Here is a 24,631-nt window from a genome sequence, read left to right on the forward strand (position 1 = left end):
CCCTGGGAAGCGGACCATCCGCGAACCCGCCGCATCGAAGACGCTCCAGGCCGAAGCCGCCGTCACTCCCGCCCGGCGTTCTTCATCAGGCGCTGCTTCTCGCGGTTCCAGTCGCGTTCCTTCATGGACTCGCGCTTGTCCGGATCGTTCTTGCCGCGCGCGACGGCCAGTTCCAGCTTCGCCAGCCCGCGCTCGTTGAAGTAGATCTTAAGCGGCACGAGCGTCATGCCGTCCTTCTGGACGGCGCCGGCCAGACGGTTGCGCTGCTTGGCGTGGACGAGAAGCTTGCGGCGGCGCTTGGGCTCGTGATTGTTGCGGTTGCCCTGCAGGTACTCCGGCACGAAGGAGTTGATGAGCCAGATCTCGCCGCCCTCTTCGGTGGCGTAGGATTCGGCGATCGTGGCGCGGCCGCCGCGCAGCGACTTCACCTCCGTGCCGGTCAGGACGATGCCCGCCTCCAGCGTGTCGATGATCTCGTAGTGGAAGCGCGCCTTGCGGTTTTCCGCCGCGACGTTCGACTTGTCGGCCTTCTTCTTCGCCATTTCAGACACCCCTCACGGGGTCTTCAACGCCCGCCTTCGTCCGTTCCAATGCGCGCTGAGATGGGCCGCGCCCCCTGCCCTGTCAATCGCGCGAGTCCGACCCCTCAGTTCAGGAGGCCGGCGTGGCGCAGCGCCTCGTCGATCAGCCGCTCGGTCGCCGCCTCGATCGGCACCAGCGGCGAGCGCACCGAATTGCGCCCCTTGCCGAGGCGCGACAGCGCGTATTTGGTGCCGCACAGGCCCGGCTCGACGAAGATCGCCTTGTGCAGCGGCATCAAGCGGTCCTGATACTCCAGCGCCTTGGCGAAATCGCCGGAAAGGCACGCCTCCTGGAACTCGGCGCACAGGCGCGGCGCCACGTTCGCCGTCACCGAGATGCAGCCGACGCCGCCATGGGCGATGTGCCCGAGCGCGGTCGCGTCCTCGCCGGAGAGCTGGATGAAGTCCTTGCCGCAGGCCATGCGCTGCTCGGAGACGCGCTCCAGCTTGCCGGTCGCGTCCTTCACCCCGACGATGTTGGAGAAGTCGTTCGCCAGCCGCGCCATCGTCTCCGGCGTCATGTCGATCACCGAGCGCGGCGGGATGTTGTAGATGATGATGGGCTTGGTCACGGCCCGCGCGATCGCCCCGAAATGCTCATAGAGGCCGCGCTGCGTCGGCCTGTTGTAGTAGGGCGTGACGACGAGGAGGCCGTCCGCGCCGGCATTCTCGGCAAATCGCGCCAGATCGATCGCCTCGGCCGTGTTGTTGGAGCCCGCGCCCGCGATGACCGGAACGCGCCCGGCCGCGGCCTCGACGCAGATCTCGACCACGCGCTTGTGCTCGTCATGCGTCAGCGTCGGGCTCTCGCCCGTGGTGCCGACCGGAACGAGACCGTGCGAGCCCTCGCCGATCTGCCACTCGATCATGTCGCGCAGAGCCGCCTCGTCGAGGCCGCCGTCCTGCCCGAACGGAGTGACGAGCGCCGGCATCGATCCCCTGAACATCAAAGTCTTCTCCCAGCGTCTGGCGGAAAGTCCGTCTTCGGGAATGGCCGCACGACATCAATACGCCGTTTTGCCCCTGACGGTTTGGCGGCACCATAGTGAAGGGCCAAATGCGAGACAAGGCGCGCAGGAGCGCACGGGCCGCCGAACATCCGGTCCCGTCGAGCGGATCGGAACGGGCCGGACAGGACCGGAAAACCGTGCGGCCCCGCGCAAGCCGGGTGCCCGATCCTGGCGCGAATGATCGCTCGCTTTACCTTCTCTTCATCGCGTTCGTGAGAGGTTCGGACACCATGTCGCCACGCTTCCCAAGGTCAGCGCCGGCGGCCCCGTGCTTTTCCGAAAGGCTCGCGATGACCGCCAAGACCGCCGCCCGCTCGCTTTCCCTGCAGACGGTGATCGCCGGCGTGCTCCTGGCGTCCTGCACGGCCGAATCCATTCTGCCGGCCAACGTGCCGATGCCGACCCTGCGCGGCGGCGGCTCGTCGGCTGCCGCGCCTGCGGGCGGCATCGATTCGGCCCGGTTCGGCGGCCCCGCGCCGTCGGCCAATCCGGCGCTCCAGCGCTCCGGCCCGCCGCCGGTGGAGGGCGCCACGGCCTTCACCTCCTCCGTTGTCGCCATGGGCTCGCGCGCCGGTTCGGTCACGCCGATCCGCGGCGACCTGAAGGCCGGGCTCGACGCCACGCACAACAATGTCGATCGCGCCCGGGCCATCCGCGAGGGCATGGCGCCCGGCTCGCTCGACCGGCACATCCTCTCCTGGGCCATCGCCCTGAAGGGCGACGGCGTTCCGGCCGCCGAGATCGCGCGCACCGCGCACGAGCTGTCCTCCTGGCCCGGCATGGCGACGCTGCGGGCGAACTCGGAGCGCGCGCTCTACCGAGAGCGGCCGAGCGCCCGCGAGGTCATCGCCGCCTTCGCCGGCACCCAGCCGCAGACGCCGGAAGGCACCATCGTTCTGGCTCGCGCGCTGGTGGAGACCGGCGACACGACGCGCGCCCGCAACCTCGTCGCCAACGCCTGGCGCAACGAGCGCCTGACGCGCGCGACCGAAGCCGACATGCTGCGCTCCTTCGGCAATCTGCTGACCAAGGCGGACCACAAGGTCCGCATGGAGACGCTGCTCTACGCCAACCGCATCGACGACGCCGAGCGGGTGTCCGCGCTCGCCAATTCCGAGACCCTGTTCCGCGCCCGTGCCGCCTCCATCCGGGGCGAGAACGCGCAGGCGCGCCTCGCAGCGGTCCCCGCCAACCAGCATGCCGACCCGAGCTTCCAGTTCGCGCGTGCCGTGAACCTTCGCAAGGCGGACCGCCCGCATGAGGCTGCCCAGGTCTTCTTCGCCGCGACCAAGGATGCCGGCCAGCAGATCGATCCGAACGCGTGGTGGAACGAGAAGCGCATCGTCGCCCGCATGCTCGTGGAACGCGGGCAGGCGCGCGACGCCTACCGTCTCGTCGCCGAGCAGCCCGCGCAGGGGATCGTCGAAGGCGTGGAGCAGGCCTTCCATGCCGGCTGGTACGCCCTGCGCCATCTGAACGACCCGGCGCGCGCCAGCCGCCATTTCCAGCAGATCGCGCAGATCTCCGATCGCGCGCTCTCGCAGTCGCGCGCCTATTACTGGATGGGACGCGCGGCCGAAGCCGGCGGACCGGGCAGCGCGCGCGACTTCTACGCCCGCGCCGCGCAACATGGCGCGACCTATTACGGGCAGCTCGCCGCCGCCAAGCTCGGCCGCACGCCCGGCCCGATCGCCTTCCCGCGCCCGAGCGACGCGGAGCGCCAGCGCTTCCAGAGCCGCGAGGCGGTGCGGGCGATCAACCGGCTGCAGGAGATCGGCTCCGACTGGCGCGCGGCCAGCCTCTACCGGTCGCTGGCCCAGGAGGTGGACAGCCCGGGCGAGCTCGCCATCCTCTCCTCCATGGCGGAGCGGCGCGGCAACCATTCGCTCGCCCTCGAAGTCGGCCGCATCGCCTATGGCCGCGGCGTGAACGCCCCGGCCCTCGCCTATCCGACGGGCGCCATCCCGGCCAACGCCAACATCTCCGCCTCCGGCACCGCCCTCGCCTACGCGATCGCCCGGCAGGAGAGCTCGTTCAATCCGGCCGCCAAGTCGCCCGCCGGCGCGCTCGGCCTTCTGCAGCTCATGCCGGCGACCGCGCGCCAGCTCTCGCGCGAGATCGGCGCGAGCTATTCGGAACAACGGCTCCTCACGGACGTCGCCTTCAACGCGCAGCTCGGCAGCCGCTATCTCGGCCAGCAGATCGACAATTTCGGCGGCTCCTACGTTCTGACCTTCGCCGCCTATAACGCCGGTCCGCGACGCGCCCGCGAATGGATCGAGCGCTTCGGCGATCCGCGCGGCCGTCCGCTCGACGAGGTCGTCGACTGGGTGGAATCGATCCCGTTCACCGAGACCCGCAACTACGTCCAGCGCATCATGGAGAACTATCAGGTCTACAAGATGCGGCTCGGCGCGGGCTTCGACATCGAGAACGATCTGCGTCAGGGCCGCAGGGGCTGAGGCTCCTCGGGCGTTCGGGAGACGCCCCGCAGACCTTTCAGGACCGCGCATGAAAAGGGGGCCCGGCGAACCGGACCCCCTTTTGTCTGCGCGATGCGCCGGAGCGCGTCGCGATCAGAACGAGCGGACGAAGCGCAGGAAGCCGCGCGTCTGATCGACCGAACCCAGATCGTCGAAGTCGACGTCCGTGTACTGCACCTCGGCGAGCGCGCCGAAGTTCGACGTGAAGTCGTAGCCGACATTGCCGACCAGCGAGTAGTAGCTGCCGCTGGTCGTCGCAGAGCTGAAGGCACCGGTGGCCGGATCGAAGCCGGTCACGTAGGTGGCGTCGAAGAGCTCGCCGTACTGACCGGCGACCGCGACGGTGAAGTCGCCGACCGACTGGCGGTAGCCGGCACCCAGAGCCCACTCGACGAAGAGGGTGGCTTCGCCCGGCGTCGGGTTGGACACGCTGGCGTCGTCGGCGGAGAGGGAGAACGCGTTTCCGAGGCCGCCGATCGTGGAGTAGACGGTCGGATCGAAGGCGTAGGAGCCCTCGATCGAAAGCGCCGAGCCTTCCGTGAGGACGTCGTTCAGCTGCAGACCCGCCTTGAGGGCGAAGGCGTCGTTCGAGCCGTCCTCGATGAGCGGACGAAGGCCCGGCAGGCCGACGGCGCCCAGGATGTCGTCACCGTCGAGGAACGGGCTGAAGAAGAAGTCCTCGGCGTCCTCGGTGTTGAAGGTCTCGTCGTAGACCGCCGACAGGAACGCGCCGCCCCAGGCGCTCGAATAGACCAGCTTGCCGTGGACGTCCGGCACCACGTCGCCCGTGCCGTCGTCTTCGAGGCCGATCACGGCCGAGAAGCCGCCGAGCGCGAAGGTGTAGGAAATCTGGTTGGTGTTGATGTCGCCGAGGGTCAGATCGGTGTCGGTCAGGAGACCGTCCTCGATGCCGCCGACATCGTTCGCCCAGAGCGAGTCGCGGTAGCCGAGCAGCAGCCCGCCGAGCTGCACGTAGCCCTGATCCATCTGGTAGGACGCGTTGCCGCCCGAGGCATTGGTCGCCTGGAGGCGCGCATAGGCGCGGAGCAGGCCGAGCTCGGTCTCCTCGCGGACGTCGAAGTTCAGACGGGCGCGAACGGCCGAGTCGACTTCGTAGTCGTCGCCCTCGGCGTTCACCGCCGGGTCGCCCGCGACGTTGATCTGCATGCGGACGTAACCGCCGACGCGCATGCAGGTCTCGGTGCCGGGAATGTAGAAGAAGCCCGATCCGTACACGTCGCAGACGCGAACGAAGTTCACCGGCTCCGGCTCGACCATGATGACGTCCGCTGCACGGGCGCCGGTCGTTGCAGCCAAGGCCGCGGCGGAGGAGAGAAGAAGGGTTGCGATACGCATGGTGGCTCCGATCGAGCTTGGAGGATTTCGTCTCGAGTTCCGTTGAGGACTCCCTAGGCAGCGAACCGGCTTCCCGCGCGAACGGGTGATCCCGCATGCCCCTCGACGCCGACCTTCTCAAACTCGTGACCGCTGCGAAATTGCACAGCGGCCACACCTGCCGCTTTCTCGCCCAGCCCGGGCCACATTAAGCTTCGGCGGCCAAGCTTCGGATCAGCCTCGGCATCGCGCGAGCGACATGACGGCTTCCACGACCGACCGGGCTGCAAAGGCGAAACGGCATGCTGCCCCTGCCCGCCCCGCGTCCCGGTTCACTCGCGCAGCGCTTGAGGCCAAGGTTTCTCGCGACCTTCAAACGCAGAAAGGGCCCGGCGAACCGGACCCCTTCCAGAGATCGAAGCGTGTTGACGCTTAGAAGGTGCGAACGAAGCGCAGGAAGCCCTTCGTCTGGTCGACCGAGCCGACGTCACCACCGAAGTCAACGTCGGTGTACTGGACTTCCGCCAGAGCGCCGAAGTTGGAGGTGAAGTTGTAGCCGACGTTACCGACGAGGGAGTAGTACTCGCCTTCGACGTTCGCCAGACCGAAGCCGGTCGGGGTCGCGACGATGAAGTCGGTGCCGAAGGTCTCACCGTACTGACCCGAGACGGCGACCGTGAAGTCACCCACGGCCTGACGGTAGCCAGCGCCGACAGCCCACTCGAGGAACAGCGGAACCGCACCCGGGGTCGGGTTGGTGACCGAACCCGGCGTGTTGGCCGAGAACGCGCTGGCCAGACCCGGGATCGTGGCGTAGGTCGTCGGATCGAAGGCGTAGTGACCCTCGAGCGCCAGGGTCGAACCCTCGGTGATCAGGTCATTCAGCTTGAGGCCGGCCTTCAGAGCGAAAGCGTCGTTCGAGCCGTCCTGGAGACGGGTCGGCAGGTCCGGCAGGAAGATGCCGAGGTTGCCGAACTGGGTGGTCGCGTCTTCGCGGTTGAAGGTCTCGTCATAGACGGCCGACAGGAACGCACCGCCCCAGGCACCCGAATAGACCAGCTTGCCGTGGACGTCCGGGACGAAGTCGCCCGTCGCGTCGTCTTCGAGGCCGATCACGGCCGAGAAGCCGCCGAGCGCGAAGTTGTACGAGATCTGGTTGGTCGAGATGTCGCCGACGACGAGGTCGGTGTCGGTCAGCAGACCGTCCTCGAGACCGCCAACATCGTTGGTCCAGAGCGAGTCGCGGTAGCCGAGCAGCAGGCCGCCGAGCTGAACATAGCCCTGCGTCATGTTGTACGAAGCGTTGCCGCCGCGGTTGTTGGTCGCCTGAAGACGGGCATAGGCGCGGAGCAGGCCGAGCTCGGTCTCCTCACGGACGTCGAAGTTCAGACGGGCGCGAACGGCCGTGCCGACATCGTAGTCGTCGCCTTCGAGGTTCACCGCCGGGTCACCCGCGACGTTGATCTGCATGCGGACGTAACCGCCAACGCGCATGCAGGTCTCGGTGCCGGGGATGTAGAAGAAGCCCTTGCCGTACACGTCGCAGACGCGAACGAAGTTCACCGGCTCCGGCTCGACCATGATGACGTCCGCAGCGCGGGCGCCGGAAACTGCGACGACGGCCGCAGCCGAGCCGAGAAGAAGGCTCTTGATTGTCATGTCCTGACCTCCAGTCAAGTTAAAAGGTAGGGTTGGGCCTTGTTACGAAGGACAGCCTTCCCTGCCCCATCCCTTGAAAGAAGGAGGTTCGTCCCCCGCCCTCTTTCGTGAGCCAACATTATTCAGGGGCTCCGTCGATGCAATCACGAAAACGCCACTCGGGCGCCCAACCGGCCCTTTGGCAACATGGCTGTTGCAGCGACGACACTCAAAGATGAATCAGGGCTTAAAATCGCGCGGTTCCGGGCCCGCCGAAGCTTATGCAAACCTGATGCTCAAGCGCTTTCTCGCGGTTTCATGCACTGCACAAGACGCCCGCCGCACCAGTGATGTAGGCAGGGCACACTTGCTCGGATGGACTTCCGGAATCAGGCGGCGGCGCGGCGGACCCTGCCATATTCGCGAGCGGAGGCACGCCTTCGTAGCCGGACCCCGACATGAGGCGACCTTCGGGGGAACGGGGGCTCCCGATCGGCGTTGAGTCGGCTTCCCAGCCTTGCGTCGGAGTCGCTCGATGGCCGTGCGTCCTGTTTGGAAGGGGCAGATCCGCCTTTCCCTGGTCTCCATCCCCGTCGAGATGTTCACGGCGACGAAGGCCGGCGCCTCCATCGCGTTCAATCAGATCCACCGAGAGAGCGGGAAGCGCATTCGCTACGAGAAGGTGGCTCCCGGCATCGGCCCGGTGGACAAGGACGAGATCGTCAAGGGCTACGAGGTCTCGAACGGAGAGTACGTCCTTCTCTCCGACGAGGAGATCGAGGACGTGAAGCTGGAGACGAAGAAGACGCTGGAGCTGGTCCAGTTCGTCGACACCAGCGAGATCCCTCCGCTCTATTTCGACAAGCCCTACTACGTCGTGCCGCAGGACGAGCTCGCGGAGGATGCGTTCCGCGTCGTGCGCGATGCGCTGCGCAAGGCGAAGAAGACCGGGCTCGGCCAGCTCGCCATGCGCGGCAAGGAGTATCTCGTCGCCCTGCGCCCCTGCGGGCGAGGCCTCCTTCTCGAGACGCTCCATTACGAGGACGAGATCCGGAAGGCCGATCCGATCTTCGCGGAAATCTCGAACGACAAGACGGACGAGGATTTGCTCGACGTCGCGACGGCCCTCATCGAGAAGAAGACCGCACCCTTCGACGCGGGCGAATACAAGAACCGCTACACGGCCGCGCTGAAGGAGTTGATCGCCAAGAAGCGCAAGTCCGGCGGCAAGGCGCAGGTGGACGATTCGAAAGACGACGACGACGACGAGAAGCCGCAGAAGTCGAACGTCATCGATCTGATGGCCTCGCTGAAGAAGAGTCTGGAAGGCGGTGCGAAGGACGAAGGGGAGAAGGGTCGAACCAAGAGCGGGCGGTCCAAATCCGCCGCGTCCAAGACGTCCGGCGCGAAGAAGGCCGCGCCGAAAGCCGCGTCCAAGCCGGCCGCTCAGCGTCGCAAGAGCGCCTGAGGCCGGCGCGATGGGCACCCCGGCGGCGGACCTTCTGAAGGCCTATCGCGAGAAGCGGGACTTCACCAGGACCCGCGAGCCGTCCGGGGGACGGGCATCGACCGACGGGCTCGTCTTCTGCGTTCAGAAGCACGACGCGACGCGGCTGCATTACGATTTCCGGCTCGAATGGGACGGCGTCCTGAAAAGCTGGGCCGTCACGCGCGGGCCGAGCCTCGACCCGGCCGACAAGCGGCTGGCGGTGCGCACCGAAGACCACCCGATGGACTACGGCGACTTCGAGGGCACGATTCCCGAAGGCGAGTATGGCGGCGGCACCGTCATGCTGTGGGACTTCGGACGCTGGACCCCGCGCGAGGACATGGAGTCCGGCCTCGCCAAGGGTTCGATCAAGATGGAGCTCGAAGGGGAGAAGATGACCGGCCATTGGGCGCTGGTCCGCATGAAGCCGAGGGGAAGGGAGACGCGGGAGAACTGGCTCCTCATCAAGGAGAAGGACGATGTGGCTTCCACGCGCCGCGACATCCTCAAGAAGGATCGCAGCGTGAAGACCGGCCGTACGATGAACCAGATCGCCAAGGGCGACGAGGTCTGGGCCAGCAAGACGAAGCGGCCCTCGGCGAAGGGCGCGGATGCCGAACCCGGCGCTAAACCGGCAGATCCTCGCGGCAAGGCAGTCCGCGCCCTGCCTCGCTTCCGGCCGCTGCAGCTCGCGACCCTCGTCGACGAGGCGCCGGACGGCCGCGAGTGGCTGCACGAGATGAAATACGATGGCTACCGCGTCCTCATCTCGCGCAGCGGCGACGAGGTGAAGCTCTGGACGCGCAACGAGAAGGACTGGACGGACAAGTTCGGGGCGCTCCTGCCGGCCGTTCGGTCGCTTGCCTGCGAGAGCGCCTTGATCGACGGCGAGGTCGTCGCCTTCGATCGATCGGGCCGCACCGACTTCTCCTCGCTCCAGGAGGCGCTGTCCGAGGGCGGTAACCTTTCCTGCTTCGCCTTCGATCTTCTGGAGCTCGATGGCGAGAACCTTTCGGACGAACCGCTTCTGGAGCGCAAGGAGCGGCTGAAGGATCTTCTCTCCCGCTCGGGCGATGCCTCTCTTCTCTATAGCGAGCACGTTCGCGGCAGCGGTTCGTCGGTCCTTTCGAAGATCTGCGCGTCGGGCCACGAGGGCATCGTCTCCAAACGGGCGGATGCGCCCTATCGTGCCGGCCGGGGAAACAGCTGGCTCAAGACCAAGTGCACCAAGCGCCAGGAGTTCGTCATCGGCGGCTATCGGCCGTCGGACAAGAAGAGCCGCCCCTTCTCCTCCATCCTCATCGGTGTGCGGGACGGCGATCGCCTTCTCTATCGCGGACGGGTCGGCTCGGGATTCACCGAGGACCTTCTCGACGACCTCGGCGGACGGCTCCGGGCGATCGCCCGCAAGACGTCGCCCTTCTCCGATCTGCCGAAGGAGATCGCGCGCGATGCGCGCTTCGTCGAACCGCAGCTGGTCGCGGAGATCGACTTCACGGAACTGACCGGCGATGGCGCGGTGCGCCACGGTGTCTTCAAGGGTCTTCGCGAGGACAAGGAGGCGAGCGCCGTGACGGACGAGCAGCCCGCGAAGGCCAAGCCACCGAAGCCGGCGCCGGCCCGTGCGGGGCGGGCCAAGGGCGACGGCGACCCGGTCGAGATCGCCGGCGTGCGCCTGACTTCCCCGGAGCGGGTGGTGTTCGAGAGCCAGGGGCTGACCAAGCGCGACCTCGCGCAATATTACGAGGCCGTCGCGGAGCGCATGCTCGCCCATGCCGGCGGTCGCCCCCTGTCTCTGGTGCGATGCCCGCAGGGCCGGACCAAGTCCTGCTTCTTCCAGAAGCACGACACGGGCGGCTTTCCGGACGCGATCGGCCATGTGGACGTGACGGAGAAGGACGGCGAGAAGGCGGTCTATCTCTCCGTCTCGAACGCGGCCGGGCTCGTCGCCGCGCTGCAGATGAACACGCTGGAGTTCCACATCTGGGGGTCGCGGAACGATCGGCTGGAGCATCCCGATCGGATCGTCTTCGACTTCGACCCCGACGAGAGCCTCGTCTTCGACGACGTGAAACGGGCGGCGCGCGAGCTCGGCGACCGGCTGGCCGAGGTCGGTCTCGTCACCTTCCCGCTCGTCACCGGCGGCAAGGGCGTCCACGTCGTCGCGCCCTTGTCGCGGCGCCAGGAATGGCCGGAGGTCAAGGCCTTCGCGAGCGCCCTCGCGCGGCGGATGGAGGCCGACGAACCCGAGCGCTTCGTTTCGACCATGTCGAAGGCGAAACGAAAGGGGCGCATCTTCGTCGACTGGCTGCGCAACGAGCGCGGCCAGACGGCGATCGCCCCCTATTCGACGCGTTCGCGCCCCGGCGCGCCCGTGGCGACCCCAGTGACATGGAACGAACTGGACTCGCTCGACGGCGCCAATTCCTTCCATCCCGCCGACATTCTCGCCCGTCTCGAATTGGACGACCCATGGCGGGGCTATGCGGACATCCGCCAGTCGATCACGGCGAAGGCGAGGAAGCGCTTCTCCTCCGACTGACGATCGACCGTCAGCCATGCAGAGCGGAGCGGACACGACCCTGCCGCCACGAAAGCTCACACGCTTCGGGCGGCTCGTCTAAGCTTGTTCATCGAAGGGAAATGGTGGGTGATGTAGGGATCGAACCTACGACCCGCTGATTAAGAGTCAGCTGCTCTACCAACTGAGCTAATCACCCGGAGAGCGCCGCCCGGAGCCGGTGCAGCGCTGATGGGCGGCTTCTAGCGAGTCGCGCCCTGCCTGTCCACCCCCTTCGTCGATCATTCTGACGGTCGAGGCCGCCGGATGCGTCGGCACCGCGTGTGCGATCGGCCGACCGCCCGTGGCGCCACGGCATCGGGTCGACGGACGGAAGCGCGAGCCCGGAAGGGCGGAGCGAGGCGCCGCGATCGAACGGGCGCGCTTACGATTGCGCCCTGGCCGCTCCCGTCGAAGGCTCGGCGTCCTCGGACGTTTCGCTTCGCTTCGGCGGAACCAGAATGTCCACATGGCGGCCATCGAGCGTCAGCGTCACCTTGCCGCCCTTCTTGAACGTCGCATCGTCGATGCGCATCGGCTGGTCCGTCTTGATCTGCACCTTGTGCGCCGAAGCCTCCTTCAGGGGCGGCTCGGACTCCTCCGGCGCCTTCAGCCACTCGATCATCGCCTCGCGGTCCTCGACCGGGAGCCAGCGGATCGTCAGCCGATCGGAGGCGGGATCCCGGCCGGGCGCGAGCATCAGGCTCGGCCCGATGGTCGAGATGATCAGGACTTCGACCATCAGAGCCGGCTCGTTCCAGGGCGCGCCGTCGAGCGACATCTCGATCTCGATCGGCTCGGCCTCGGCGAGCACCTCGCGAAACGCCTGCCGTCCGGCGTCGCGCTTGGCATCGCGCTCCATGTCGTTGTCCACCATCCCCGCGATGGCGGCCAGCGCGCCGACGCCCACCGCCTCGCAGAAGCTGTCGGCGTCGTCGTGACCCTTCACGGTGCCGATCCGGTAGACATGGGTCTGGAGCGACTGCAGGTCGCGGGCGAGCTCGAGGGGATCGCCGACGATGCCGAAGGAGGTCGCGATGTTGTTCGCACCGCCCGTCGGCAGGATGGCGATGTGGTGCCGATCGGTCTCCGGCAGCTTGCAGACCTTGGCGACTGTCCCGTCCCCGCCGGCCACGATGAGCCGGCCTTTCGCCTCCGCCGCGGCCTTCTTCCAGCCCTTCTCCTTGGTGGAGTGGTAGCTCGGATCGTATCCGCCCTCGTGCAGCGCCGAAACGAGCTCGTCGGCGCGCCAGCGCGACAGCGAGGCCTTCGGATTGTGAAGAAGCGTCGCCTGCAATGCGGTGGATTTCATGTCGAAGACCCTCGGCCGGGAGCATCCCGCCGCCGCGAGAAGTAGAGCATGTCCGGTCGAAGCCGAGTCGCCGCCCCCGGATCGACCGCAAGGGAACGTTCGGGCAGCGGCTTCGCGCCATCGCCGGCCATGAAAATGGCCTCGCGTCCCGGACGAGAGACGCGAGGCCCGCCTTGCGTCGGACCGGCGGGAGGGGCGCCGTTCCGACGTTCGATGGAGGAGGTTCAGAGGCGGTACATGATCGAGTCGTTCCAGAAGCGGTCGAGGCGCTGGAGAGCCTTGTTCATCTTCTGGAACTCCTGCTCGTCGAGTCCGCCTACCTTGTCGATGGAGCCGATGTGGCGCTCGTAGAGCTCCGAGACGATCTCCGCGATGGCCAGACCGTCCTTGGTGAGGGAGACACGAACCGAGCGGCGGTCCACCCGCGACTTCTGGTGGTCGATGAAGCCGAGCTCCACGAGCTTCTTCAGATTGTAGGAAACGTTCGAGCCGAGATAGAAGCCGCGAGAGCGCAGTTCGCCCGCCGTCAGCACCGAGTCGCCGATGTTGAACAGGAGCAGCGCCTGCACCGCGTTGATGTCGGTGCGCCCGTTGCGGTCGAACTCGTCCTTGATCACGTCGAGCAGGCGGCGGTGCAGCCGCTCCACCAGATGCAGCGTCTCGAGGTAGAGCGACTTCAGCTCGACCTTTTCCTCGGTCGCGGCGAGTTCGCTACGGTTCATCTTCGGATCGGCCATAGTATCTGCCCCGTCGTTGCTTCGAGGAACCGTCAGATCGGCTCCGTCCTTGAGACAGAAATTAGCCGTCGCCTCTAAAATTCGACTTAAAACCCAGCCTTAATGGCCCGTTACATCAGCCCGATCAAAGATTTGGCTAATCGAACGTGTACCGGCGGTTCAGAAAATCTACACCGTGTCGGCGCGCCGCCTCAGGATCCGGTCGGTCAGCGCGAGCGCCAGAAGAAGCGAGAGCGCCAGGGCATGGCCGCCGAGAATGGCCGGATTCGCCGCCAGGCCCTGCGGCAGGCCGAAGACGAGGAAGGCCTCGATCATGGCGGCGACGACCCAGACGACGATGCCCCACGAGACCGGCATCCACAGGCCGACGCCGGCGACGGGGCACAGCACGGCGAGAGCGGGCGCCGCCATGCGCCATTGCAGGGGCATGAGGTCGAAGCGCCAGAGAGAGCCGTCGAAGATTCCGACGAGGCGCACCCAATAGGCGATCCCGACGCCGAAGAGCGCGATCGCGCTCAGCCGGCACAGCCACACCGAAAGGCGTCGTGGAAGGGAAACGTCCCGTCGCCGCTTGAAGACTTCGATGGTCAAGGCATGCCCCCGGCTCGCCGATACGACAGCAGGCTCGAGCGGCCCTTCGACCAAGAGCTAGAAGCCGAACGGGCATGCGTCAACGCAAAGGGGCGGGGCGAGGCGCCCGGTCGAGGCGGACGGCCAGCGCTTGCCGCCCGACCGGTAAGGTCATTAGAACGGCCGCGAACGATGCGAGACGGACCCGCTCCATGACAGTCCAGGACATTTCCGCGATCACGCGCAGGATCGATGCCGCGACGGGCGGACGCAGGCTCCGCCGCCTTCGGCAGAGCGACTGGTCACGGCGGCTGGTGCGCGAGAACGCGGTTGCGAGCAGCGATCTCATCTGGCCGATCTTCGTGCGCGAGGGCGGCGGCTCGCCCGAGCCGGTCGCCTCCATGCCCGGCGTCGAGCGGCTCAGTGTCGAGGCCTGCGCGGACGCCGCGCGCCGGGCGGCCGATCTCGGCATTCCCGTCGTGGCGCTCTTTCCGTTCACCGGGCCGTCCAACCGGGACGAGACCGGCTCGCTCGCACTCGACCCAAATAATCTCGTCTGCCGGGCCACGCGCGCGATCAAGCGGGCGGTTCCGGGCATCGGAATTCTGTGCGACGTCGCTCTCGACCCGTATACGAGCCACGGTCACGACGGGATCGTGCGCGAGGGCCGCATCGTCAACGACGAGACGGTGGAGCTCCTCTGCCGGCAGGCCGTCGTCCAGGCGGATGCCGGCTGCGACATCCTCGGCCCCTCCGACATGATGGACGGGCGCGTCTCCTGCATCCGGGCCGCGCTCGACGAGGCCGGGCATGGCGACGCGATGATCATGTCCTACGCGGCAAAATACGCCTCGGCCTTCTACGCCCCGTTCCGCGACGCGGTCGGTTCGACCTCGGCGCTGAAGGGCGACAAGCGCACCTATCAGATGGACATGGGCAATTCGGACGAGGCGATCCGCGAGGCCCGCCAGGATCTGGCGGAAGGCGCCGACATGATCATGGTCAAGCCGGGCCTGCCCTATCTCGACATCCTCTCGCGCCTGTCGCGCGAGCTCGATCTGCCGACCTTCGCCTACCAGACGTCCGGCGAGTACGCGATGATGATGGCCGCGGCCGAACGCGGCTTCCTCGACGCCGACGCGGCGATGGAGGAGACGCTGACGGCCTATAAGCGCGCGGGCGCCAGCGGCATCCTCACCTATTTCGCGCTGCGCATGGCCGAGCGTCTGCGGGCCCGCTGAGGCTTCCCCGCCCGCGCGGCCGTTGCGGACGAGGCCCTGCGCCCCCATCTGAGCGGGCTCGAGCGATACGAAAGGGCACCCTGGACGATGGACAACACCGCGAATCTTCGCCCCGATCTGGCGTCCACCGCCCTGGCGGACGAGATGCGCATGTATGCCGGGGTGCGGTCCAGGCGCTCTCTGGCGTTCCTGTTCGATTGCTTTGCGATCCTGCTCCTGTCGATCCCGGCCGCGCTGGTGATCGGCGTCCTCGGCATCGTCACGCTCTCGCTCGGCTGGGTGCTCTACGCCTTCCTGTTCCCCGGTGTCGCGATCCTCTACATCGCCTTCACGCTCGGCGGCGCCGCGCAGTCGACGCCGGGCATGCGCCTGTGCGGGGTCCGCCTCGCCCGGCTCGATGGCGGGCGCATCGATCCGCCTCTCGCCGTGCTGCATGCGGTCCTGTTCTGGGCGTCCTTCTCGTTCATCAACGTCTTCGTCTATCTCTTCCCGCTGTTCTCGCAGCGCAAGCAGATGCTGCACGACATGCTGCTGGGGACGGTCGCCGTGCGGCGCAACGCCTGACGGCCCCGCCTTTGCCCTTTCCGGCGGACGCGGTTTGCGCCACACTATGATGCCGCGGACGGATCGCCGCGGCGTCGTCGTCAGGTCGATGCCCACATGACCGCCCATACGCACCACACGCCGCAATTCTACCTCACCTCCCCCTCCGTCTGCCCTTATCTTCCGGGGCAGTTCGAGCGGAAGGTGTTCACCCATCTCGCTGGCCCGCGGTCCTCCGACCTGCTCGACCTACTGACGCAGGGAGGCTTCCGGCGCTCCCAGAACATCGCCTACCGCCCGGCCTGCGAACGCTGCCGCGCCTGCATCTCGATCCGCATCCTGGTCGACGAGTTCCGCCCCACGCGGTCAATGAAGCGGGTCGAGGAGCGCAACCGCGACCTCGTCGCGCGCATGGGGCAGGCCAGCGCGTCGAGCGAGCAGTACGCGCTCTTCCGCCGCTATCTGGAGTCACGCCACGTCGGTGGCGGCATGTCCGAGATGAGCGTTCTCGACTATTCGATGATGGTGGAGGACAGCCAGGTCGACACGCGGCTCGTCCAGTATCGGCGGCGTGGTCCCGATTCGGCCTTCACCGAACGCTCGGACGGCGAACTCGTCGCGGTCGCCCTGTCGGACGTGATGGGCGACGGCCTGTCCATGGTCTACTCGTTCTTCGAGCCCGACGAATCCGCACGCAGCCTCGGCACCCTGATGATCCTCGACCATATCGCCCGCGCCAGGGCGATGGGCCTGCCGTATCTCTATCTCGGCTACTGGGTCGAGGGTTCGCGGAAGATGGACTACAAGATCCGCTTCCAGCCGCAGGAGCACTTGATGCCGCGCGGCTGGGAACGCTTCGAACCCGTTGAAGCGTAAGAGATTCTAAGTCCAGCCTATCACTGCCTCCGATCGTGAACCGGCTACACTTTCGGCTCGGAACCCGGACCGCAAGTGCTCCAGTTCCCGCTCCGACGACAACGGAGCGAGGTCCGCCGAGCCGTGAACTGGGACGATATCCGCTTCTTTCTCGCCGTCTCGCGAGGCGGAAGCCTCGCGGCTGCGGCCGAGGAACTCGATGTTTCGCCGACCACGGCGGGCCGACGGCTGGTCGCGCTGGAGAAGGCGCTGGCGGTCCAGCTCCTGCACAAGACTCCGGAGGGCTACGTCCTGACGCGGGCGGGCCGACACGTGCACGAACAGGCCGAGCGGGCGGAGGGCGCGGTTCTGGGTGTCTCCCGCGTCGCCGCCTCGCACGAGGACAAGCTGGGCGGGCTGGTCCGGCTGACCTGCGCGGAGATGGTCGCGTCCCACATGCTGGCGCCATGTCTGGTCGGCCTTCAGCAGGAGCATCCCGACCTCAGCATCCAGCTCATCCCCAGCGCACGCGAACTCAGCCTCTCCATGCGCGAGGCCGACATCGCCATCCGCCTGTCGAGGCCGCAGCAGAACGAACTCTTCGTGCGTCGGATCGGGCTGATCGAGTTCGGCCTCTATGCGAGCCGGTCCTATCTCGACGAGCACGGCATGCCCGACTTCGACCAAGGCTGCGAAGGTCATCGGACGATGATCCTGATCGACGACGTACAGGACGCGGATCACGTGAGCTGGGTGCAGACCCTCGCGCCACGCGCCCGGCCGGGGCTCCAGACGAACAGCCACGGCACCCTCTTCGAAGCGACCCTGGCCGGTGGAGGGCTCGCCTGCCTGTCGCTCTTCCGCGCCGAACAGGAACCCGAACTCGTCCGCATTCCGGCGCCGTACCATCCGCCGCCGACCGAGATCTTCCTCGTCGTCCACAAGGACAGTCGATCCACACCGCGCATCCGGCTCGTTCTGGATGCGGTCACGCAGAACGTGCGGTCGATCATGTCCCAGTTCGCCAATCCGGCGGACCGTGAAAAGAAAGAGCAGCAGTCCTGAAGTCCAAGCTGCAAAACTGCAGCTCCAACCTGCGGCGATTGTGGCGAACGGAAGGCGGAGACTTGGGTTGTGCTTCCCGAAGCCGGTCGACGAGCCGGCGGAGAGCCTGGGGAGGACGGGTGACCGTCCCTCGCCCGTCAGCCACGAAGGAGCCTTCCGTATGAAGAAACTGCCACTCGCGCTGCTGCTCGCCAGCGTCGCCTTCTCGCCCGTCGCGCTCGCACAGACCGCGGACGCGCCCGCCAATGCGAACGCTCCCACGGCCACGACGGCCGGCGAAAGCGAGATCGAAGGATTTCGCGTCCTGATCGTGCGCGCCAACGAGCAGCTGGAGCGCCGCGAGCGCACGGCGGCGTCCCAGACCCTGACGGAAGCCGACCAGAACCTGCAGACCCAGGCCGAATCGAACCCCGAATACGACCGCTTCGACGAGCAACTGCAGTCCGCGCGCCAGGCCGTCGACGAGGACCGCCTCACCGAGGCGCGTCGCATTCTCGTCGTCATGCTGGAGGACGAGGAGCTGGTCGAAACGGCCGATGCGACAGCCCGTCTTCGCGTCGCCGTCCCCGAGCCTGACGTGACCGTTCAGCAGAGCGACCCCGAGGTCACCGTCCAGCAGGCGAGCCCGCAGGTCGAGGTCGATCCCGGACGGCCGCAGGTGACGGTCAATCAGGCCGCGCCGCAGGTTCGCGTGCAGATGCCGCAGCCGACGATCACCATCGACATGCCGCGTCCGCAGATCATCGTCGAGATGCCCGATCCGGACGTTTCGGTCGGCATGGCCCAGCCCCGCGTGACCGTGAACCAGGCCGATCCGACCGTGACGGTCGATCAGGGCACCCCGGAGATCGCGGTCGGCGGCGCCGAGGCCACGACCGAGGACGGCGAGACGGCCGAACGGGCCGACGTGACGGTGGAGGAAGGGCAGGCGAACGTCGCCGTCCAGCCGAGCCGAGCCGTCGTCAACGTCGCCGAGACCGAGCCCCAGGTCCGATACAACACGGCCGATCCGGAGATCCAGATCGAGAGCGCCGGCGATCCCATCGTCGACTTCAACCAGTCCGGCGAGTCGGATGTCCAGATCCGCCAGATGGGCGAGCAGGCGGGCGGCGAGCGTGCCGCGAACGCCGAGGAGAACGACACCGACAACGCTGCTGCGCAGCGCGACGCGGCCGCACGGCCTGCCGCCAACCGCGACAGCGACAATGAGGCGGTGAACGCGGCCTCGGCGAGCGAGGTGGAACTGCAGGTCGGCCAGCTCGACGACTACAGCGTCATCGGCGCCAACGCCAACGATCTCGGCTCGATCGAGAAGTTCGTGAACGTCGATGGCCGGATCTACGCCGTCGTCGCGTCCGGGGGCTTCTTCGGCCTGGGTGCGAACGAGACCGCGATCCCGCTCTCCTCGCTCGTCCTGACGAACGATCAGCTCGTCGCGCCGAACATCACCGAGAGCCAGGTCGACTCGCTGCAGGATTTCGACGGGGACGCCTATCCTGAACTGCCGCAGGATCACGTGATCACGATCGGCCGCGGCTGACAACGGACCGTCCGGACCCGGACCGGACGGGACGGTGCCCCGCCTGCGAAACCGCAGGCGGGGCTTTCTCGTCGGTGCCTTTCCGTGCCTTTTCGTGCCCTTCCGGCTCTCAGGCCTTCGGGTCGATGATCGCGATGCCGTCCGGCGCGCGCTCTCCCATGGCGACGAGAGCGGGGACCGCGGCCTCCAGCGAGAGCGTCTCGCCGAGAAGCCGGTCGGGCCGAAGCGTTCCGGCCTCGATCATGCGCAGCATCGCATCGTAGCGCCAGGCCTGCATGCCGTGGCTGCCGTAGATCTCGAGCTCGTGCGCGATCACCCGCGCCATCGGGATGCGGGGTTCGGACGCATCCGCCAGCATCAGCCCGACCTGGACATGACGTCCCCGGCGGCGGAGATTGGCGATCGAATTGAAGCAGGTCTCCGGGTGCCCGAGCGCATCGATCGAGACGTGGGCGCCGCCGCCCGTGATCTCGCGGACGGCCTCGACGACGGAGGAGACCTCGCGGGCGTTCACCACGCGCTCGGCGCCGAGGCTCCGGGCGAGCGCCAGCTTGGCCTCCGAAACGTCCACCGCGACGACGCGGGCGCCGAGCCCCGAGGCGATCATGATCGCCGACAGGCCGACGCCGCCGGCCCCATGGACCGCGACCCATTCCCCGCCCCTGGCGCGCCCCTGATCGACCACGGCGCGGAACGAGGTGGCGAAACGGCAGCCGAGGCTGGCCGCGGTGCGAAAGTCCATCGCGTCCGGCAGTCGGACGAGATTGTGGTCCGCGCGATCGATCGCCACGAACTCGGCGAAGGAGCCCCAATGGGTGAAGCCGGGCTGGAACTGGGTTTCGCAGACCTGCTGGTTTCCCGAATGGCACTCGGCGCAGCGCCCGCAGGCCGCGATGAAGGGCACGGTGACGCGTTCGCCGACGCGAAAGCCCTTCACGTCCCGGCCGACGGCGGCGATCGTGCCGGCGAATTCGTGCCCCGGAACGTGCGGAAGGCGGATGTCGGTGTCGTGCCCCATCCAGCCGTGCCAGTCGCTGCGGCACAGCCCCGTCGCCAGAACCTCGATGACGACCCCGTCCGCGGCGGGCGTCGGATCGGCGACGGTGCTGATCTCAGGGGCCTGCCCGAAGGCTTCGAACAGCATGGCTCTCAAGGACGGCTCTCCTGATCGACGATGGCCTGCGTCCCATCGGCCCGATCGTGTCGGAAGGTCAAGCCGACATGCGAGCGAACGAGGTGGAGCCGGCCCGAGGATTTTGGGCCGGCCCGAATGCAGCGAGCGCGACTTGAGGGATGAGCGCGGCGCTTAGAGCGACGCCGTGCGTCCGATTGGACGCACGGCGTCGCTCTATCTCTTTGAACCCGCGCATCAGGCTTTCCGAAAATCGGTTCCGATATCCGGGCCGATGCTGTAGCGCGCACCGCTCACCCGAAGCGCCCGCTCTTCGGGAACCCCTTCGGCACCATGCGTCCGGCCTGCGCCCGGTCGCCGCGCCACTCCAGCAGTTCCTCAAAGGAGCGCTGGAAAACCCGCCCGGCGCTGTCGGTCCAGGACAGGCCCTCGGCCGCCGGAAACACCTTCGCGTCGGAGATCGCGCCGTCCTTGTACCGCTGCAGGCGCACGCCCTTGCCCCGCGTCATCTCGGGCACCTGGGCGAGCGGGAAGACGAGCATCTTCCGGTTCTCGCCCACCGCCGCGACGTGATCGCCGGTGACACGCACCGCCAGCGCCAGCTTGTGGACGCCGGAAACGTTGAGAACCTGCTTGCCCTTGCGGGTGGAGGACAGGAGTTCGCCCTCCCCGATGACGAAGCCGGTGCCCTCGGAGGAGACGATCAGCCGGCGCTGCGTCGGATCGACCACGAAGCCCGCGACGATGTCGTGCTCGTCCTCCAGATCGATGAGCAGGCGCATCGGGTCGCCCTGCCCTCGCCCGCCCGGCAGCTTGTCGGCGCCGAGGGTGAAGGCGCGGCCATCCGTCGAGAGCAGCACCAGCTTGTCGGTCGTCAGCGCCGGGAAGGCGAGCTTCAGCCCGTCGCCCTCGCGGAAGGACAACCCCGAGAGGTCGGCGAGATGGCCGCGCATCGCGCGCAGAAAGCCCTTCTGCGACAGGACGACCGTCACCGGCTCCTTCTCGATCAGGGCTCCGGCGATGTCGTGCAGCCCGTGGGCGGGCGCGTCGGCGAAGGTCGTGCGGCGCTTGCCGAGCCTGGTCTTCTTGGAGAAGGTCTCGCGCACTTCGCGGATTTCGCCCGCGACGACCTGCCACTGGCGGGCCTCGGAGGCCAGGATCGCCTCCTTCTCCGCCTTCTCCTCCGACAGCGCCTCGTGTTCGCGCCGCAGCTCCATCTCCTCCAGCTTGCGCAGCTGGCGCAGGCGAAGGTTCAGCACGGCTTCGGCCTGAACGTCGGTCAGCTCGAAGGCGCGCATCAGCTCGGCCTTCGGCTCGTCCTCCTCGCGGATGATCCGGATCACCTCGTCGAGGTTCAGGAAGGCGACGATGTAGCCGGCGAGCACCTCCAGCCGCCGCTCGATGGCCGCGAGGCGATGGGCGGTGCGCCGCTGCAAGACCTCGCGCCGGTGCCCCAGCCATTCGGCCAGGACGTCCTTCAGCGACATCACCTTCGGGACCTTGCCGCCCGACAGGACGTTCATGTTCAGCGAGATGCGGCTTTCCAGATCAGTCGTGCGAAACAGCGACTCCATCAGGAGTTCGGGATCGACGGTGCGAGCCTTCGGTTCGAAGACGATGCGCACGTCCTCGGCCAATTCGTCGCGAACGTCGGCGAGCAGCGGCAGCTTGCGCGCCTGCAGGAGCTCGGCGATCTTCTCGATCAGCCGCGACTTCTGGACCTGATAGGGAATCTCGGTGACCACCACCTGATAGCCGCCGCGCCCCAGATCCTCACTCGACCAGCGCGCGCGCACCCGGAACGAGCCGCGCCCCGTGGCGTAGGCCTCGCGGATCGTCGCGCGATTGTCCACGATCACGCCGCCGGTCGGGAAGTCCGGCCCCTCGACGAAGCGCAGAAGCGCGTCGATGTCGGCCTCCGGCTTTTCGATCAGCTTCAGCGCGGCGTCGCACAGTTCGGCCGCGTTGTGGGGGGGAATGGACGTGGCCATGCCGACCGCGATGCCGGACGCGCCGTTGGCGAGAAGGTTCGGGAAGGCGCCCGGCAGGACGACCGGCTCCTCGTCCTCCTCGTTGTAGGTCGGCTTGAAGTCGACCGCGTTCTCGTCGATGCCCGACAGGAGCAGCGTCGCGACATCGGTCATGCGCGCTTCGGTGTAGCGCATGGCGGCCGCGCTATCGCCGTCGACATTGCCGAAATTGCCCTGCCCGTCGATCAGCGGATAGCGGATCGCGAAATCCTGCGCGAGGCGCACGAGCGCATCGTAGATCGAGGCGTCGCCGTGCGGGTGGAACTTGCCCATCACGTCGCCGACGATGCGGGCGCACTTCTTGTAGCCCTGCCCCGGATCGAGCCGAAGCACGCGCATGGCGTGGACGATGCGGCGATGCACCGGCTTCAAACCGTCGCGCACGTCGGGCAGCGCCCGCCCCATGATCGTGGACAGGGCATAGGCGAGGTAGCGCTCCTCCAGCGCCGCCTTCAAATCGATCGGTTCGATATCTCCGCCGCCGGCGGGCGGTTCCACTGTCTTGCCCATGGGCCTTGGCTACCGCGCGCGCGACGGGGAACAAGACCGGAACGGAAGCCTCCACAGTTTTCATGCGGCCGGGCGCGTCCGCGCGTTCGTTCGCAAGCCTTGCAGTTGTACGACCGGACGATAAGTTGCCGGTCTTGGACAGTCCAACCGATGTCCTGCGTGGCGCAGGCCGGAAAGGTCAGATCGATATGCTCGCACACCGCATCCTTCTCTCGTCGACGCTTCTCCTCGGGCTCGGCCAGCAGGCGTTCGCACAGGCCGTCGATGGCGAGGCCTTCGCCGAGCGCGTTCAGGCGACCTTCGCCGCCGCCGGCTTCCCGCTGGACTATTCGGGTGTGCGGGACGAAAGCGGCACCATCGTCCTCGAAGGCGTCACCTTCGGCGAGGGCGCCGAGACGACCGAGGTCGGCGAAGCGCGCTTCGAAGGCGTCACCGGCTCGGACACCGAGGGATGGCGGTCCGAGCGCGGCACCTTCGACGACTTCCAGGTGCGCGAGGCGACCGGCGTGACGAACGTCGAAGGCCTTGCCGTAGAAGGGCTGTCGATCCGCGAAGGCGGGGAAGGTGCCGGGCAGGCCTTCGCCATCCAGACCCCGACGGGCGAGACGCTGAACGCCTGGTTCGACCGCCTTCTGATCGCCGCCATGCGCGTCGAGCAGGACGGCCGGGAGACCTTCGCCCTGCAGGATCTCGACGTCGCCAACGGCGTGTCCTCGCCGACCGACTTCTCGTTCGACATGTCCGTCGGCTCGTTCTCGCTGGCCACCAGCGGCCAGGGCGAAGAGGCCAGCGTGCCGGAGCAGATCGGCTACGAGCGCTTCACCGGCAACATCGAGGCCAACGGCGCCTGGAACATGGAGACGGGCGATCTCTCGCTCTCCCCGCTCCAGATCAACATCGACGACGCGGGCGAGATGAACTTCGCCTATCACGTCGCGGGCTATACGCCGCAGTTCATCACGCAGCTCCGCGCGCTCCAGCAGCAGATGGCCGCCAACCCGGACAACCAAGGCGCCAGCGGCATGGCCATGATCGGCCTGCTCTCGCAGCTCACGATCCACTCCGCCGAGCTGCGCTTCGTGGACGATTCCCTGACGAACCGGCTTCTGGATCACTACGCCGAGGAGAACGGACAGACGCGCGAGGCGCTGATCGACCAGCTCGTCGGCTCCCTGCCCGGCTTCCTTTCGGCGCTGAACAACCCGCAGTTCCAGACGGAAGTGACCGAAGCGGTCCAGTCGTTCCTGCGCGATCCGCAGTCGATCACCGTCTCGATCGCCCCGAACCAGCCCGTGCCGGCGGCGCAGATCATGGGCGCGGCGATGGGCGCTCCCCAGACGCTGCCGGCCGTCCTGTCGCTGACGGTGCGCTCGAACGACTGACCGGACGCGGCCATGTCGCTTGAGACGGAGGCCGCGCCCCTCATCGTCACGCTGGCGTTCGACGCGTCGAGCTTCCGGCATTTCCAGGCCATGCGGGTGCGCCACTTCCCGGCGCACCGCAACCACATCCCTGCCCATCTGACGCTCTTCCACCATCTGCCGGGCGGCGAAGAGCGCGAGGTCGCACGAATTCTGCGCGAGGCGACGCGGGACCTTTCCCCGATCGCCCTCGCCGTCACCGGCCTGCGCTTCCTCGGCTATGGCTGCGCCTACGAGATCGGCGCGCCCGCGCTCGCCGATCTGCGCGGCGAGCTCGCGGAGCGCTTCCGCTTATGGCTGACGCCGCAGGACGCGCAAGGGTTTCGCCCGCACGTGACCATCCAGAACAAGGCGCCGGCGCCGGAGGCCAAGGCGCTGTTCGCGGAGCTTTCGGCCGGGTTCGAGCCTTTTGAGGCGACCGGCACGGGTCTTTTGCTCTGGCATTACCGAGGCGCGCCGTGGGAGGCGGCGGGCGCGTTTCCGTTCGTCGGTTCATAAGCTGCCGTCGGAATTCTCCCTTCTTCCCGTGGGGAGAAGGTCGCGGCAGCGGGATGAGGGCATGACGGCCGCGGCGCCGAA

General features: G+C 67.4%; 19 protein-coding genes and 1 tRNA gene. 10 read left to right on the forward strand and 10 right to left on the reverse strand.

All coding sequences use genetic code 11. The annotated features are described in order from the left end of the window. Window positions 1-62 precede the first annotated feature (62 nt). Window positions 63-542 carry an SsrA-binding protein SmpB gene (gene smpB / locus AC6R2M_RS10675; protein ID WP_500481942.1) on the reverse strand — a complete coding sequence of 160 codons (480 nt, stop codon included), beginning with the start codon at window positions 540-542 and terminating at the stop codon, window positions 63-65. A gap of 104 nt (window positions 543-646) precedes the next feature. Further along, window positions 647-1,528, reverse strand: coding sequence for a 4-hydroxy-tetrahydrodipicolinate synthase (dapA, locus tag AC6R2M_RS10680; protein WP_500481944.1), 882 nt, complete (start codon window positions 1,526-1,528; stop codon window positions 647-649). 353 nt (window positions 1,529-1,881) lie between these two features. Here dapA and AC6R2M_RS10685 point away from each other — a divergent pair, with 353 nt between their 5' ends. Then, the gene (locus AC6R2M_RS10685; RefSeq protein WP_500481946.1) at window positions 1,882-4,053 is read left to right on the forward strand and encodes a lytic transglycosylase domain-containing protein; all 2,172 of its coding nucleotides are present in this window, start codon (window positions 1,882-1,884) and stop codon (window positions 4,051-4,053) included. Window positions 4,054-4,167: 114 nt separating this feature from the next. Here AC6R2M_RS10685 and AC6R2M_RS10690 read toward each other — a convergent pair whose 3' ends face one another. Next, window positions 4,168-5,430, reverse strand: coding sequence for a porin (locus tag AC6R2M_RS10690; RefSeq protein WP_500481947.1), 1,263 nt, complete (start codon window positions 5,428-5,430; stop codon window positions 4,168-4,170). Between the two features lie 411 nt (window positions 5,431-5,841). Beyond that, on the reverse strand, window positions 5,842-7,068 hold the full coding sequence (locus tag AC6R2M_RS10695) for a porin (RefSeq protein WP_500481949.1): 1,227 nt from the start codon (window positions 7,066-7,068) through the stop codon (window positions 5,842-5,844). A 514-nt stretch (window positions 7,069-7,582) separates the two neighbouring features. Here AC6R2M_RS10695 and ku point away from each other — a divergent pair. Both ku and ligD read left to right on the forward strand, forming a co-directional pair. Beyond that, complete coding sequence (ku, locus tag AC6R2M_RS10700; RefSeq protein WP_500481951.1) at window positions 7,583-8,515, forward strand: non-homologous end joining protein Ku; 933 nt, start codon at window positions 7,583-7,585, stop codon at window positions 8,513-8,515. A gap of 10 nt (window positions 8,516-8,525) precedes the next feature. Next, window positions 8,526-11,078: a DNA ligase D gene (ligD, locus tag AC6R2M_RS10705; RefSeq protein WP_500481953.1), complete on the forward strand. Its 2,553-nt coding sequence runs from the start codon at window positions 8,526-8,528 to the stop codon at window positions 11,076-11,078. A gap of 102 nt (window positions 11,079-11,180) precedes the next feature. On the opposite strand, the gene AC6R2M_RS10710 is transcribed toward ligD, so the two are convergent. From AC6R2M_RS10710 to AC6R2M_RS10725, 4 genes are all read right to left on the reverse strand, one after another. Continuing rightward, window positions 11,181-11,256: transfer RNA gene (locus AC6R2M_RS10710), tRNA-Lys, on the reverse strand. Window positions 11,257-11,481: 225 nt separating this feature from the next. Next, window positions 11,482-12,408 carry a diacylglycerol/lipid kinase family protein gene (locus AC6R2M_RS10715; protein ID WP_500481955.1) on the reverse strand — a complete coding sequence of 309 codons (927 nt, stop codon included), beginning with the start codon at window positions 12,406-12,408 and terminating at the stop codon, window positions 11,482-11,484. 224 nt (window positions 12,409-12,632) lie between these two features. Further along, window positions 12,633-13,130, reverse strand: a complete 498-nt coding sequence (gene ldtR, locus AC6R2M_RS10720; protein ID WP_500481957.1) for a transcriptional regulator LdtR — start codon at window positions 13,128-13,130, stop codon at window positions 12,633-12,635. Between the two features lie 183 nt (window positions 13,131-13,313). Beyond that, window positions 13,314-13,736: a DUF6163 family protein gene (locus AC6R2M_RS10725; protein WP_500481959.1), complete on the reverse strand. Its 423-nt coding sequence runs from the start codon at window positions 13,734-13,736 to the stop codon at window positions 13,314-13,316. Between the two features lie 191 nt (window positions 13,737-13,927). Between AC6R2M_RS10725 and hemB the strand changes: the two genes are divergently transcribed. From hemB to AC6R2M_RS10750, 5 genes are all read left to right on the forward strand, one after another. Then, window positions 13,928-14,956, forward strand: a complete 1,029-nt coding sequence (gene hemB, locus AC6R2M_RS10730; RefSeq protein WP_500481961.1) for a porphobilinogen synthase — start codon at window positions 13,928-13,930, stop codon at window positions 14,954-14,956. A gap of 87 nt (window positions 14,957-15,043) precedes the next feature. Further along, window positions 15,044-15,520, forward strand: coding sequence for an RDD family protein (locus tag AC6R2M_RS10735; protein ID WP_500481963.1), 477 nt, complete (start codon window positions 15,044-15,046; stop codon window positions 15,518-15,520). A gap of 96 nt (window positions 15,521-15,616) precedes the next feature. Continuing rightward, a complete protein-coding gene (locus AC6R2M_RS10740; RefSeq protein ID WP_500481965.1) occupies window positions 15,617-16,375 on the forward strand; it encodes an arginyltransferase in 759 nt (252 codons plus the stop codon). Window positions 16,376-16,498: 123 nt separating this feature from the next. After that, complete coding sequence (locus AC6R2M_RS10745; RefSeq protein WP_500481967.1) at window positions 16,499-17,419, forward strand: LysR family transcriptional regulator; 921 nt, start codon at window positions 16,499-16,501, stop codon at window positions 17,417-17,419. A 160-nt stretch (window positions 17,420-17,579) separates the two neighbouring features. Further along, entirely contained in the window at window positions 17,580-18,959 is a 1,380-nt protein-coding gene (locus AC6R2M_RS10750) for a hypothetical protein (RefSeq protein ID WP_500481969.1), read from the forward strand. 109 nt (window positions 18,960-19,068) lie between these two features. Here the strand turns inward: AC6R2M_RS10750 and AC6R2M_RS10755 are convergent, their stop codons facing one another. Continuing rightward, window positions 19,069-20,112, reverse strand: a complete 1,044-nt coding sequence (locus AC6R2M_RS10755; RefSeq protein ID WP_500481971.1) for a zinc-dependent alcohol dehydrogenase family protein — start codon at window positions 20,110-20,112, stop codon at window positions 19,069-19,071. Window positions 20,113-20,384: 272 nt separating this feature from the next. Continuing rightward, entirely contained in the window at window positions 20,385-22,631 is a 2,247-nt protein-coding gene (parC, locus tag AC6R2M_RS10760) for a DNA topoisomerase IV subunit A (RefSeq protein ID WP_500481973.1), read from the reverse strand. 188 nt (window positions 22,632-22,819) lie between these two features. On the opposite strand from parC, the gene AC6R2M_RS10765 reads away from it, so the two are divergent. Both AC6R2M_RS10765 and AC6R2M_RS10770 read left to right on the forward strand, forming a co-directional pair. Next, complete coding sequence (locus AC6R2M_RS10765) at window positions 22,820-24,013, forward strand: aq_1923 C-terminal domain (RefSeq protein WP_500481975.1); 1,194 nt, start codon at window positions 22,820-22,822, stop codon at window positions 24,011-24,013. 12 nt (window positions 24,014-24,025) lie between these two features. Then, entirely contained in the window at window positions 24,026-24,550 is a 525-nt protein-coding gene (locus tag AC6R2M_RS10770) for a 2'-5' RNA ligase family protein (RefSeq protein ID WP_500481977.1), read from the forward strand. Window positions 24,551-24,631 lie beyond the last annotated feature (81 nt).

It is taken from the genome of Aureimonas sp. CAS (assembly GCF_059838215.1).